The organism is Xanthomonas sp. NCPPB 1128, from assembly GCF_001043115.1.
In the GTDB taxonomy this organism is placed as follows: Bacteria; Pseudomonadota; Gammaproteobacteria; order Xanthomonadales; family Xanthomonadaceae; genus Xanthomonas_A.
Genome location: NZ_LFME01000040.1, coordinates 1 through 13,091, shown reverse-complemented (window position 1 = coordinate 13,091; position 13,091 = coordinate 1). Strand labels below are relative to the sequence as shown.

The window sequence follows — 13,091 nt, the reverse complement described above, 5'->3', positions numbered from 1 at the left end:
ACCAGACAGCCCGCCTTCAGGAGATCTCCATGACCGTACTCGGCCCCCTCGCCCCGCTCCGTGCCCATGCCGGCGACCGCCTGACCCACGGCCTGGACGACACCAGCATCGAGCGCCTGGCGGCGTCGCACCCTCAGCTGCAGGCGGCGATCGAGGCGGCGGGCACGGACCATGCGCGCATCGCCGCGGAGTTCGGCGACCTGCTCGACCTCGATGAAGCCGAGCAGATCCGCCGCCTGCAGGCCGGTTTCGTCAATTTCTATGCCGACGACGCGGTGACCCCGTACGTGGCGCTGAGCGCGCGCGGCCCGTGGGTGGTCACGCTCAAGGGCGCCGTGCTGTACGACGCCGGCGGCTACGGCATGCTCGGCTTCGGCCACACCCCGGAGGCGGTGCTGGAGGCGATGGCACGGCCGCAGGTGATGGCCAACGTGATGACGCCCAATCTGTCGCAGCTGCGCTTCGAGCGCGCGCTGCGCGCGGAGATCGGCCACCGCCGCGGCGGCTGCCCGTACGCGCGCTTCATGTGCCTCAACTCCGGTTCCGAATCGGTGGGTCTGGCCGCGCGCATCGTCGACATCAACGCCAAGCTGCAGACCGATCCCGGCGCGCGCCACGCCGGCGCCAAGATCAAGCGCCTGGTGGTCAAGGGCAGCTTCCACGGCCGCACCGACCGGCCGGGCATGTACTCCGACTCCAGCCGCAAGACCTATCTGCAGCACCTGGCCAGCTACCGCGGCGACGATACGCTGATCGCGATCGCGCCCTACGACGTGGAGGCGCTGCGCCGCGCCTTCGCCGAGGCCGAGCAGAACGGCTGCTTCATCGAGGCGGTGTTCCTGGAGCCGGTGATGGGCGAAGGCGACCCCGGCCGCGCGCTGCCGCCGGCGTTCTACGCCGCTGCGCGCGAACTGACCCGCAGCCACGGCAGCCTGCTGCTGGTCGACTCGATCCAGGCCGGCCTGCGCGCGCACGGCGTGCTGTCGGTGGTGGACTACCCGGGCTTCGAGCAGCTCGACCCGCCGGACCTGGAAACCTATTCGAAGGCACTCAACGCCGCGCAGTACCCGCTGTCGGTGCTGGCGGTGACCGGGCATGCGGCGCAGGTGTATCGCAAGGGCACCTACGGCAACACCATGACCAGCAACCCGCGCGCGCTGGACGTGGCCACCGCGACCCTGGCGCAGCTGACCCCGCAGGTGCGCGCCAACATCCGCGAGCGCGGCGTCGAGGCGGTGCAGAAGCTGGAAAAGCTCAAGGCCGAGCTCGGCGGCGCCATCACCCAGGTGCAGGGCACCGGCCTGCTGTTCTCCTGCGCACTAGCCCCGCAATACAAGTGCTATGGCGCCGGTTCCACCGAAGAGTGGCTGCGCCAGCACGGCGTCAACGTGATCCACGGCGGCGAGAACTCGCTGCGCTTCACCCCGCACTTCGCGATGGACAGCGACGAACTGGACCTGCTGGTCGGACTGATCGGTCGCGCCCTGCGCGAAGGCCCGCGCCTGGCCCAGGCTGCGGCGGCCTGAAGCCTGCCCTTGCGGCGTCGCAGGACGGCGCCGCAAGGGATCAATCCCAAAAGGCGCTTGGCGCCACCGATACAAGAAGCATGCAGCGGCCTGGACTCTGGGTCGCTGGCACTGACGAGACTTTGGCGGCGCGCGATACGCCCCTCTCAACGCGCTCCCTCGCCGTATCTCAACGCGCTTGTCGTACGACAGTCCGGCAGTAGCGCAATCCGCTTCCGTCACCTGTGGTCGCCAGGCAGCATCCGCGACCTGACACCGCGCACCTTTGCCGGTTTCTTTGGACCTCCATGGATCCGCAGCGCCCGCGCCTCACAGGCGCCAAGTCGAGCGCCCGCATAGACGGGTCACGGCACCGCATTCCCCGTCATCCGGCCGATCGCACGCCTTGGCCTGTGGGTCCGCAGACGCCCGGGATCCAAACGGCGGCGGACCGGCATCGACGACAAAGATATTGCAAACAATTCGCATTTGCATGGAAAATGAATGCACTGCCCGCAGCGCATCAGCGGCAGACACCTTTTCGCAGCCGCCCGACCTGGGCGCCGCGTCGAGTCCCACTGGGGAACGGCCGGCGTCCGCCGTCGGTCGCCGCCCATTCCTGCAAACCGAACCGCCCATGACCTCTCCGATCAAGCGCCGCAAACACACCGTGACCCGCCAGGCCGCGGCACCGACCCTCACCTCCGCCGTCCTGCTCGGCGGGCTGAGCCTGCTCTCCCCTGCGCATGCGGAGACCGCCGACCAGCCCACCACCCTGGACAAGGTCGACGTGCAGGCCCAGCGCGCCAAGCGCTACCTGGTGGAAGTGCCGGATTCGCCGAAGTTCACCCAGCCGCTGATCGACACCCCGCAGACCCTCAACATCATCGGCAAGGACCTGTTCAACGAGCAGGGCGCCACCACCCTCACCGAAGCGCTGCGCAACAGCCCGGGCGTGGGCACGTTCTATGTCGGCGAGAACGGCAACACCACCACCGGCGATGCGGTTTACATGCGTGGGTTCGACAGCTCCAGCAGCATCTTCGTCGACGGGTTGCGCGACCTCGGCTCGATCTCGCGCGACGTGTTCAACATCGAGCAGATCGAAGTCGAGAAGGGCCCGGCCGGCACCGACAACGGTCGCAGCGCGCCGACCGGCGCGATCAACCTGGTGAGCAAGCAGGCGCACCTGGACAACGCCAGCAGCGCCACGCTGTCCGGCGGCGACCATGGCCAGCGCCGCGCGACCGCGGACTGGAACCAGGCCCTGGGCGCCAGCAGCGCGCTGCGCTTGAACGTGATGGGCCAGGACAGCGACGCCATCGGCCGCGACCATGTCGCCAACAAGCGCTGGGGCCTGGCCTCGTCGCTGGCGTTCGGCCTGGGCACCGACACCCGCTACCTGCTCGACCTTTTGTACGTGAAGCAGGACAACGTGCCCGACGGCGGCGTGCCGACCATCGGCCTGCCCGGCTACAGCTCGCCCGATCCCGCGCGGCCGTGGCTCGGCGGCGCCGCGCGCGTGGACAGCAGCAACTTCTACGGCACCCGCGACGACCACGACGACGTGACCGCGAAGATGGCCACCTTCCGCATCGAGCACGACGTGTCCGACACGGTCAAGCTGACCAATACCGCGCGCTGGGGCCGCAACGACCAGGACTACCTGCTGTTCGCGTTCATGCCCAATGCCGCCAACCTGCGCACGCCGAATCCGGCGGACGCGTCGACCTGGACGGTGCTGCGCAGCCTGCCGACCTTCAAGGACCAGCAGTACACCACCCTCGCCGACCAATTGAACCTGCGCGTGGACTTCGCCACCGGCGCGGTGCAGCACAACCTCAGCACCGGCGTGGAAGCCGCGCGCGAGGAACTGCGCAGTTGGGGCCACAACATCGTCGACCGTGCCGCCTGGCTGGCAGCCAATCCGGCCAACCTGTACGCGCCGGACTGGAACACCACGCCGCTGCGCACCGCGCGCAACGGCGCGCGCAGCCATGGCACCACCACCACCTACTCGGCCTATGCCTTCGACACGCTGAAGTTCGGCGACAGCTTCCTGGTCACCGCCGGGGTGCGCGCGGACCGCTACAAGACCGCCTTCGACAGCCTGGTGTGCAACTCCGCCACCTCCACCGCCGCGCCCTGCACCACCGTGGTCGGCCTGGACACCGACATCGCCGACACGCTGTTCAGCTGGAAACTCGGCGCGGTCTACAAGGCCAACGAGGACGTGAGCGTGTACGCCAACTTCGCCACCTCGCAGCAGCCGCCCGGCGGCAGCACGCTGGAACTGAGCGCCTCGGCCAACAACGCCAACAACCCGCGCTTCGATCCGCAGAAGGCCAAGACCGCCGAGGTGGGCACGAAGTGGAACTTCCTTGACGATGCACTGTTCGCGACGCTGGCGCTGTTCCGCACCGACGTGAACAACGAGATCGTGCAGGGCAGCGACGGGCTGTACTACCAGAGCGGCGCCAAGCGCGTGCAGGGCATCGAACTGTCGGCGGTCGGCAAGCTGAGCGAACGTTGGTCTGTGTCCAGCGGCTACACCAAGCTGGATGCGCGGGTGCGCCAGGGCACGACGGTCTCGCAGGACGGCAGCCAGGACCTGGCCTACACCCCGGACAGCGCGTTCACCGCCTGGACCACCTACACCCTGCCGATCGGACTGACCGTCGGCGGCGGCGTGCGCTATTCGGGCCAGATGCAGCGCGGCCGCGACAGTGCGGTCGGCACGCCGGCGTTCGTGAAGTCGTACACGGTGTGGGATGCGGTGCTGAGCTATCCGGTCAACGACCACCTGGCGCTGCGCCTGAATGCCTACAACCTGTTCGACAAGGACTACATCGCCGCGATCAACAAGAGCGGCTTCCGCTACACGCCCGGCGCGCCGCGCTCGGTGCTGCTGACCGCGGAGTTGCGGTTCTGAGCGATCGCGCCTGCCAATGCGCGGTGGACGCCCTATCCTGGGCGTCCACCGCCGGAGCGCCCCATGCTGCTGCACATTCCCGACATCCTCAGCGCCGATGAAGTCGCACGGTTCCGCCAGGCACTGCAGTCCGCCGACTGGGTGGACGGCCGCGAAACCGTCGGCGCACAGGGTGCGCAGGTCAAACGCAACCTGCAACTGGCCGATGCCTCGCCGCTGAAGCAGGAGCTCGGCCAGGCGGTGCTGAGCGCGCTGGCGCGCAGCCCGCTGTACTTCGCCGCGGCGCTGCCGTTGCGCACCATCCCACCGCGCTTCGACCGCTATGCCGGCGGCGGCAGCTACGGCCTGCACGTCGACGGCGCGGTGATGACCCAGGCCGCCACCACGACGCAGCCGGCGCTGACCGTACGCAGCGACCTGTCCTGCACGCTGTTCCTCAGTGCGCCGGAGGAGTACGACGGCGGCGAACTGCTGATCCACGACACCTACGGCGAACACGAGGTCAAGCTGCCCGCGGGCGACTTGATCCTGTATCCGTCCAGCAGCCTGCACCGGGTCGCGCCGGTGACCCGCGGTGCGCGGCTGGCCTCGTTCTTCTGGGTGCAGAGCCTGGTACGCGATGCCGGCCGGCGGCAGACGCTGTTCGACCTGGACACCGCGATTCAGGCGCTGACCGCCAGCGGCGCGGATGCGGCGGCGCTGCTGCGCCTGACCAACGTCTACCACAACCTGCTGCGCGACTGGTCGGAGACATGAGCGCGCGCGGCGACCGGAACATCGAACGCAGCGTCGGCACTCGGTCGCGCGATGCCGGGCGCCTGCATCCTGGCGTTGCGCCCCTGCGCTTCGTCGACGCGTGATCCGCCCAGCTTCACCGACCACAGTCCGTTCCAGTGCCGGCATCGCCACGCTGCACGGCAGCAGCATGGGCACGCGCTGGAGCGCCAGGCTGCTGCCGCCCCACGGCAGCGACCTGCACGCGCTGCGCGACGCGATCCAGGCGCAGCTCGATCTGGTCGTCGCACAAATGAGCACCTGGGACGCGCAATCGGACCTCAGCCGCTACAACCGCGCGGACGCCGGCAGCTGGCATGCCTTGCCCGCCGCACTCGACACAGTGCTGCGCTGCGCGGTGGAGGTCGCGCAGCGCAGCGGTGGCGCCTTCGATCCCACCCTCGGCGCCGTGCTCGGCCTGTGGGGTTTCGGCGCCACTGCCGGAGCTCGGCGCGTGCCCGACACCACGGCAGTGGAGCAGGCCCGCGCCGCGGGCGACTGGCGCCGGCTGAGCGTCGATGAGCAAGGCCGCTGGCACCAGCCGGGCGGGCTGCACCTGGATCTGTCGGCGATCGCCAAGGGCTACGGTGTCGACCTGGCAGCGGCGGCACTGCGCGCGCAAGGCGTGGAAAGCGCACTGGTCGAGGTCGGTGGCGATCTCTACGGCTACGGTCGCAAGCCGGACGGGCAGTCGTGGCGGGTGCTGCTCGAGGCAGCCCCGGAGGACGACCTGCGTGGCGTTGCACCACCGCGCACGCTCGCGATCGAAGGTCGAGCGGTGGCCACCTCCGGCGACCGCTGGCAGCACTTCGAGCAGGACGGCCAGCGCTATGGACACCTGCTGGATCCGCGCAGCGGGCGGCCGATCGCGGCGACGCTGGCCGCAGTCACCGTGGTGGCCGCCGATGCCATGCGTGCCGATGCCTGGGCCACCGCGCTCAGCGTGCTGGGGGTGGACGCCGGCCTGACCTGTGCCGAGCGCGATGGGCTGGCGGTGCGCTTCCTGGTGCGCCAAGAAGGCGCTGTGCACGAACGCGTCAGCCGCGCCTTCGCTGCGCTGATGCAGGCCTGAGCGCAGAGCGGTGTCCCAGGAGCCGCGGTCACGGAGAGCAGAGAGCACCACGGCACCGGCCGACTCGGCGCGCTGGCTGCTGGGACGACGCGGCGAACGTGCCGCCGCTACCCCTCCCCCCAATCGCGGCGGCACGGGCAAGAGCCGCAGAGGCTGGACTCGGCGCTTACCAGGCGCGTGCACACGCAAGCGCGACCGCTGCCAGCACGTTTTCCGCAACGCTGCCGTGTGCGATCGACTCTCCATGCGCGTGGGCGTGGGCGTTGGCGTGGCGATGCAGTCGTGCGTGGGGAAGCGCGAACGGAACCGGCGCGACCTCAGGCGGCGCTTCATCGGGACTGCATCGTCCACGCTCCGATCTGGGAAACGCGCTACCGGCACGCACCGAGGCGTTCGCCAGAAGGCCGGCACGGCGCCTTACATCCGGCACGCCGTCATGCGTGCAGGAGCGGCTTCAGGGCACCTCTAATGACTCGCGTTGCCGCGGCTGAACCAGACACATCGTGACGCTTTCGTGAGAGCGGCTTCAGCCGCGACGGGCGTTCCCGGGAACGCCCGTCGCGGCTGAAGCCGCTCCTACAGCGAGGCTTGCGTGGTTCAGACGTTCTCTGCAGCCGAAGGACATGCAGGAGCGCTACGCCGTCGCGCCCTCAGCGCGCGGCCGGCATCCCCATGCGCTGCAGCTCGAACACATAGCCCTTGCCGCGGACGGTGCGGATCCATTGCGGCACCAGCGGATCGTCGCCGAGCTTCTGACGCAACCGCGAGACCTGCAGATCGATGCCACGGCTGCTCGCCGGAACGCTGGCCTCGCTGTCGCCCAGCGCCGTCCGCAGCACCTCGCGGCTGAGCACTTCGCCGGGCTGTTCGAGGAACACCGCCATCAACCGCAGTTCGCCCGGCGACAGCGGGATCGTCCGCCCGTCCGGCGCCACCGCCTGGTGACGCGCGGCATCGACCTGCCAGCCGCCGTGCTCGGCCGGCGGCGGCTGCGTCGCGCGCACCCGGCGCAGCACCGCGTTGAGCCGCGCCACCAGTTCGCGCAGGTCCGGCGGCCGCACCAGGAAATCGTCCGCCCCGAGATCCAGGCCGATCACCCGGTCCACCGGCTCGGCGCGGTCGGCCATCATCACGATGGCGATGTCGCCGCGGTCGCGCAGCTGCCGGCACAGGCGCAGGCCCTCGGCGCCGTCCAGGCGCGCATCGAGCACCACCGCGTCGTAATGCCCGGCCGCCAGTTGCGCCTGCAGTTGCGGCGCGCTGTCGGCGTCGTGCGTCTGCAGGTTGAAACAGGCCAGGTAATCGCGAATCCGGTCGCGCAAGGCCGCGTCCGCGTCCGCCACCAGAATTTTCGCCAACCACCTGTTGTCCGAGACCACCTGTCGGCTTCCGCTGTGCGGCCCGGATGACCGCGTCCGCGCATTGGACGCGGTCGGCGCCGACGCCGCAAGACCCGTGCGCGGGGTCGCGCAGGCTCAGTCCGTAGGCGTCTGCGCGGCCTCGATGCGCATCGCCAGCAACTCCCCGCCCCCGCTCAAAGCGAAGCGGCGCCTGGCATCGGCGGCCAGCCAGGCACTGTCGCCGGCCGCCAATGGCGGCAGTCCACTGGCTGCATCGAACTGCGCTTGCCCTGCCAGAAGATGAACGGCCCAGGCGACACCGGGTTCGGCGAAGAACAACATCGGCCCGACCAGGGGGCGGTGCAGCAGTTGCGTGCGCAGCCGGTCGCGGCGCCACATGAGGTTGAAATCGTGGGTCGGCCCGTCCAGCAGCTCGCCACGCAGCGGCCGCTCGCCGGCGAAGCGCAGACGCGCATACGGGTCCTCCAGCACCTGCTCCTCGCCATCGTCGAACCGCAGGCGTACGCCATTGCCGCGCAGCAGGACCAGTTCGCGGTCGATCCCGGGGAAGGCGGAGAACACGGCGTCCTGCTCGATCTCGGCGATGGACAGGCGCAGCAGCCAGTCCTCGCCAGCGGCAGGCAGACGCAGGATTTCCCGGGTCCAGCCCAGGCCGTTGCGCCAGCGTTCGCGGCGATATTCATTGGCGGGAATGACCCGCGCGGGCAGCGTGCACCAATCCATGCGCGCATTCTGCACGATCGCGGCATCGGCGCCTGTCCCGGGCCCGCCCGCAGGGGCCATGCAAGACGCGCCATGGGCCCAAAAAAACATCGCCCGGCTGCACGTCACTGTGCAACGCCGGGCGACGATGTACCTCCCTGTCGGCTTCCTGCCTTCCCCCTTCGCATCCTGCTCAGTGAGGCTGTGGCCGCGCGTCCAGCGCCGGCCCTATCCTTTCGTTGCAAATCCCTTTAACGCCTTTCCACCGGCTTGGCAGCTGCCTGCTTGGCGGCTGTCGGCGCGGGTGCCTTCGTGGCGCCCACGTCGATCCGGTCGCGATTCCGCTCGACCGTCTTGAGTCCGATGCCTTTCACCAGTGCCAGTTCCTCGGCGCTCTTGAAAGGTCCGTGCGCCTGCCGGTAGTCGACGATCGCCTGAGCCTTGGAGGCTCCCACGTTCACCAACACCTGATCGATCTCCTCCGCTCCAGCGGAGTTGATGTTGACCTTGTCCGCGGCGAACGCGGAACCGGTCAGCATCAGGGCAACGACCAGCGACTTCAGGACCACGATAAAAGACTGCATGGCAACGCTCCTTGTGACTTGGATGGGGACTTCGCCGGCCTTTCCTGCCGGCGTTGTCAGCATCGCTCGCCACATGGGTACAGCCTATCGTCGGAGCGCGTCACAAACAGCAGGTAAACGGCGCGTCGCCGTGTAGGAAAAACCCTACACGGGCACCGGGCGTAGAATGGCTGCACACGTGTGCAATCACCCCGGAGTTTTTTCATGGACAGTGCCAAGATCGACCGTTTCCTGAGCGAGAAGTGGGATGACGACATCGTCCCGCAACTGGTCGATTACATCCGCATCCCCAATAAATCGCCGATGTTCGACGCCGATTGGGTCGCGCACGGCTATATGGCCGATGCGGTGGCGCTGATGGAGCGGTGGGCGCGGGCGCAGGCCATCCCCGGCCTGCAGGTGGAGGTGGTACAACTGGAAGGCCGCACCCCGCTGATCTACCTGGAGGTGCCGGCGAGCAGCGAGGCGACCGGCGAGGACACGGTGCTGCTGTACGGGCACCTGGACAAGCAGCCGGAAATGACCGGCTGGGACCCCGACCTGGGCCCGTGGACGCCGGTGCTCAAGGACGACCGCCTGTACGGCCGCGGCGGCGCCGACGACGGCTATGCGCTGTTCGGTTCGCTGGCGGCGATCCAGGCGTTGCAGGACCAGGGCATCCCGCACGCGCGCTGCGTGGTGCTGATCGAGGCCTGCGAGGAATCGGGCAGCTACGACCTGCCCGCTTACGTCGACCACCTGGCGGCGCGGATCGGCAAGCCGTCGCTGGTGGTGTGCCTGGATTCGGGCTGCGGCAACTACGAGCAGCTGTGGTGCACGACCTCGCTGCGCGGCCTGGCCGGCGGCAATTTCAGCGTCAAGGTGCTCAGCGAAGGCGTGCACTCGGGTGACGCCTCCGGCGTGGTGCCGTCGAGCTTCCGCGTGCTGCGCGACCTGCTGTCGCGGCTGGAGGACGAAGCCACCGGCAAGATCAAGGTCGAGGGCCTGTACGCCGACATCCCCGAGGAGCGGCTGGCGCAGGCGCGCAAGGTCGCCGAGGTGCTGGGCGACGAGGTCTACAGCAAGTTCCCGTTCCTGCCCGGCATGCGGCCGATGCACGAAGATTTGTCCGAACTGGTGCTCAACCGCACCTGGCGCCCGGCGCTGTCGGTGACCGGTGCCGACGGCCTGCCGCCGCTCGCCTCGGCCGGCAACGTGCTGCGCCCGGAGACCGCGGTGAAGCTGTCGCTGCGCCTGCCGCCGACGCTGGACGGCAAGCGTGCCGGCGAACTGCTGAAAGAGGTGCTGCTGCGCGACCCGCCGTATGGCGCCGAAGTGTCGCTGGCGCTGGAGAAGTCATCCTCCGGCTGGAACGCGCCGGCGCAGTCGCCGTGGCTGACCGACGCGATCGAAGCGGCCTCGCAGGCGGCGTTCGGCAAGCCGGCGATGTACATGGGCGAAGGCGGCTCGATCCCGTTCATGGGCATGCTCGGCGAGAAGTTCCCCGGCGCGCAGTTCATGATCACCGGCGTGCTCGGCCCGCATTCCAACGCGCATGGCCCCAACGAGTTCCTGCACATCCCGATGGGCAAGCGGGTCACCGCCTGCGTGTCGCGGGTGATCGCCGCCCATCATGCCGCCAGCCTGCGCGGCGAGACTACCGGCAGCGCGGCGGTGGCCGGCGGCGAGCAGCATGGCGGGCACGGGTGCTGCTGAGGCCGGGATGACCAGCCATTCGGCTGTGTAAAAGCGGGGAGTCGGGATTGGGGATTGGCGAAGCCGGTTTCCTGAGCGCCTGCTTGCGGCGGGAGAGGCGTTGGCTCCGCCGCGGCGCCTTTCCGATCGCGTCATCGCTGCGCCGCGCGGGCGGCAGGCTTTCGATGGCCCATGCCGCCTGCGCCGCGCACGCAAGCATCGACGCCATCACAGTCGATCTGGCACGATCCGGCGCTGATCTCTCCCTCCGCGCTCGGAACGCTCTCCATGCACACTCTGTTCGGCAGCGACAGCTGGCTCTACATCATCCTGGTGGGCTTCGTGGTCGGCCTGCTGGCGCGCTTCCTCGGTCCCAGCAGCGGCCGCTCCGGCTGCCTGTTCACGGTGTTGCTGGGCATCGCCGGCGCGCTGCTGGCCGGCTGGTTCGGCCACTACATGGGCTGGTACAGCCGCGGCGAGCCGGCCGGCTTCCTCGGCGCGCTGCTCGGCGCCATCGCCCTGCTCGCCCTGTTGCGACTGTTCTCCAGCAAGCGCTGAGGCGCGTGGCGCCGCTCGCCACGGCGGCGGCGCGCGTTTACGCTGTGCGGCTCGTTTCCGCCGCAGCCTACCGATGAGCGCCAGCACGACCGTTCCCGATGTCCTTGCGGCACGCGCCGCGCACCGCCTGGCCTGGGCGCGCGCCGCCCTGGACGATGCCCAGGCGACGCTGGAGCGTGCTTCGGTGGATGCCGGCCAGCGCAGCTACTGGCGCAGCCATGGTCGCGACATCAGCCGCATCGTGATGGATTCGCCGCCGGACCTGGAAGACGTGCGGCCGTGGCTGCGCATGCACGCCCTGCTGCACGACGGCGGCGTGCGCGTGCCGGCGATCCTGGCGCAGGACGCGGAGGCCGGCTTCCTGCTGCTGGAAGACCTGGGGCAACCGACCCTGGCGCAACGCCTGGACGCGGGCACGGCGGACGCGCACTTCGACGCCGCGCTCGGCCAGTTGCTGCGGCTGCAGGCGATCGCGCCGCCGCCGGGCATGGGCGTGTTCGGCGAGGCGCTGCTGCAGCGCGATGCCGGGCTGTTCGAGGACTGGTTCCTGCAACGCCACCTGGGGATCGCCCTGGATGACGACGAGCGCGCAGCCCTGCACGGGGTGCAGCGCCAGCTCATGGACAACGCGCTGGCCCAGCCGCAGGTGCTGGTGCATCGCGATTTCATGCCGCGCAACCTGATGCCGGCGACCGACGGTCCGGCGGTGCTGGATTTCCAGGACTGCGTGGTCGGCCCGGTGGCCTACGACCCGGTCAGCCTGTTCAAGGACACCACGGTGAGTTGGCCGCTGGCACGGGTCGACGCCTGGCTCGCCGGCTACCACGCACGGGCGCTGCAGGCGGGGATCCCGGTGCCGCCGCTGGCGCAGTTCCTGCGCGACGCCGAGTGGATGGGCGTGCAGCGCCACCTGAAGAACCTGGGGATCTTCGCGCGACTCAACTACCGCGACGGCAAGGCCTGGTACCTGGACAACGTGCCGCGCTTCATCGCCTACCTCGACGAGGCGCTGCCGCGGCATCCCAGCCTGCAGCCGCTGGCGCAGCTGCTGCAGACGCGGATCAAGCCGGCCCTGGCGCAGCGCGCGGCGGCCGGCGCATGAAGGCGCTGATCTTCGCCGCCGGCCTCGGCGAGCGCATGCGTCCGCTGACCGCGCACACGCCCAAGCCGGTGCTGGCGGTGGGCGGCACCCCGCTGATCGTCTGGCACCTGCGCAAGCTCGCCGCACTGGGCGTGCGCGAGGTGGTGATCAACACCTCGTGGCTGGCCGAGCAGTTCCCGCAGACGCTTGGCGACGGCAGCGCGTTCGGGCTGCGCATCGCCTATTCCTACGAAGGCGCCACGCCGCTGGAAACCGGCGGCGGCATGCTGCACGCGCTGCCGCTGCTCGGCGAGGCGCCGTTCCTGCTGGTCAACGGCGACATCTGGACGGATTTCGATTTCGCCCGGCTGGCGCCCGAACCGCCGGGCCTGGCGCAACTGGTGCTGGTGGACCCACCGGCCTATGCCGCGCACGGCGATTTCGCCCTGCAGGACGACGGCCGCGTGCACAACGCGGGCGAATCGCTGCTGACCTACGCCGGCATCGGCATGTACCGCCCCGCCCTGCTGCGCGACTGGCAGACCATCGCGGCACCAGCGCCCACCGCGCCCGGCGCGCCGCCCCGCTTCTCGGTGGTGCCACTGCTGCGCGCGCAGGCCGAGCAAGGCGGCCTGCACGGCCTGCACCATCGCGGCCGCTGGACGGATGTGGGGACACCGCAGCGGTTGGCGGAGTTGGATGAGGTGCTGGGATTGGGGAGTGGGGATTCGGGATTGGACAAGCGCTGAGCGCTCGAATTTGTCACCAATTCCCGCAAACACGTGCGCCGGCCAGGCCGAGCGAACCGCCTAGCTCTTCTCGAATCCCGAATCCCCACTCCCCAATCC

Annotated in this window: 11 protein-coding genes; 8 read left to right on the top strand and 3 right to left on the bottom strand. The window is 69.6% G+C overall.

The window, feature by feature from the left end:
• Positions 1 to 29: 29 nt before the first annotated feature.
• The 4 genes from ACP93_RS18620 to ACP93_RS18605 all read left to right on the top strand — a co-directional run bounded on the left by ACP93_RS18620 (position 30) and on the right by ACP93_RS18605 (position 6,283).
• Complete coding sequence (locus ACP93_RS18620) at positions 30 to 1,526, top strand: aminotransferase class III-fold pyridoxal phosphate-dependent enzyme (RefSeq protein WP_048492154.1); 1,497 nt, start codon at positions 30 to 32, stop codon at positions 1,524 to 1,526.
• Positions 1,527 to 2,142: 616 nt separating this feature from the next.
• Positions 2,143 to 4,437: a catecholate siderophore receptor Fiu gene (locus ACP93_RS18615; RefSeq protein ID WP_048492153.1), complete on the top strand. Its 2,295-nt coding sequence runs from the start codon at positions 2,143 to 2,145 to the stop codon at positions 4,435 to 4,437.
• A gap of 63 nt (positions 4,438 to 4,500) precedes the next feature.
• A complete protein-coding gene (locus ACP93_RS18610) occupies positions 4,501 to 5,193 on the top strand; it encodes a Fe2+-dependent dioxygenase (RefSeq protein WP_048492152.1) in 693 nt (230 codons plus the stop codon).
• A 169-nt stretch (positions 5,194 to 5,362) separates the two neighbouring features.
• On the top strand, positions 5,363 to 6,283 hold the full coding sequence (locus ACP93_RS18605) for an FAD:protein FMN transferase (protein WP_048492151.1): 921 nt from the start codon (positions 5,363 to 5,365) through the stop codon (positions 6,281 to 6,283).
• A gap of 650 nt (positions 6,284 to 6,933) precedes the next feature.
• Here the strand turns inward: ACP93_RS18605 and ACP93_RS18600 are convergent.
• From ACP93_RS18600 to ACP93_RS18590, 3 genes are all read right to left on the bottom strand, one after another.
• Complete coding sequence (locus tag ACP93_RS18600; RefSeq protein ID WP_082143534.1) at positions 6,934 to 7,626, bottom strand: winged helix-turn-helix domain-containing protein; 693 nt, start codon at positions 7,624 to 7,626, stop codon at positions 6,934 to 6,936.
• 132 nt (positions 7,627 to 7,758) lie between these two features.
• Complete coding sequence (locus tag ACP93_RS18595; RefSeq protein WP_048492149.1) at positions 7,759 to 8,367, bottom strand: HutD/Ves family protein; 609 nt, start codon at positions 8,365 to 8,367, stop codon at positions 7,759 to 7,761.
• A gap of 230 nt (positions 8,368 to 8,597) precedes the next feature.
• A complete protein-coding gene (locus ACP93_RS18590) occupies positions 8,598 to 8,930 on the bottom strand; it encodes a ComEA family DNA-binding protein (protein WP_048492148.1) in 333 nt (110 codons plus the stop codon).
• Between the two features lie 204 nt (positions 8,931 to 9,134).
• Between ACP93_RS18590 and ACP93_RS18585 the strand changes: the two genes are divergently transcribed.
• The 4 genes from ACP93_RS18585 (at position 9,135) to murU (ending at position 12,992) form a co-directional block, all read left to right on the top strand.
• Positions 9,135 to 10,625 (top strand): M20 family metallopeptidase, encoded by a 1,491-nt coding sequence (locus ACP93_RS18585; RefSeq protein ID WP_048492147.1) that lies wholly within the window; start codon positions 9,135 to 9,137, stop codon positions 10,623 to 10,625.
• A gap of 267 nt (positions 10,626 to 10,892) precedes the next feature.
• On the top strand, positions 10,893 to 11,162 hold the full coding sequence (locus ACP93_RS18580) for a GlsB/YeaQ/YmgE family stress response membrane protein (protein ID WP_010344083.1): 270 nt from the start codon (positions 10,893 to 10,895) through the stop codon (positions 11,160 to 11,162).
• A gap of 73 nt (positions 11,163 to 11,235) precedes the next feature.
• Positions 11,236 to 12,264 (top strand): aminoglycoside phosphotransferase family protein, encoded by a 1,029-nt coding sequence (locus ACP93_RS18575; protein ID WP_048492146.1) that lies wholly within the window; start codon positions 11,236 to 11,238, stop codon positions 12,262 to 12,264.
• On the top strand, positions 12,261 to 12,992 hold the full coding sequence (gene murU, locus ACP93_RS18570) for an N-acetylmuramate alpha-1-phosphate uridylyltransferase MurU (RefSeq protein ID WP_048492145.1): 732 nt from the start codon (positions 12,261 to 12,263) through the stop codon (positions 12,990 to 12,992). The genes ACP93_RS18575 and murU overlap by 4 nt, the downstream gene beginning before the upstream one ends.
• Positions 12,993 to 13,091 lie beyond the last annotated feature (99 nt).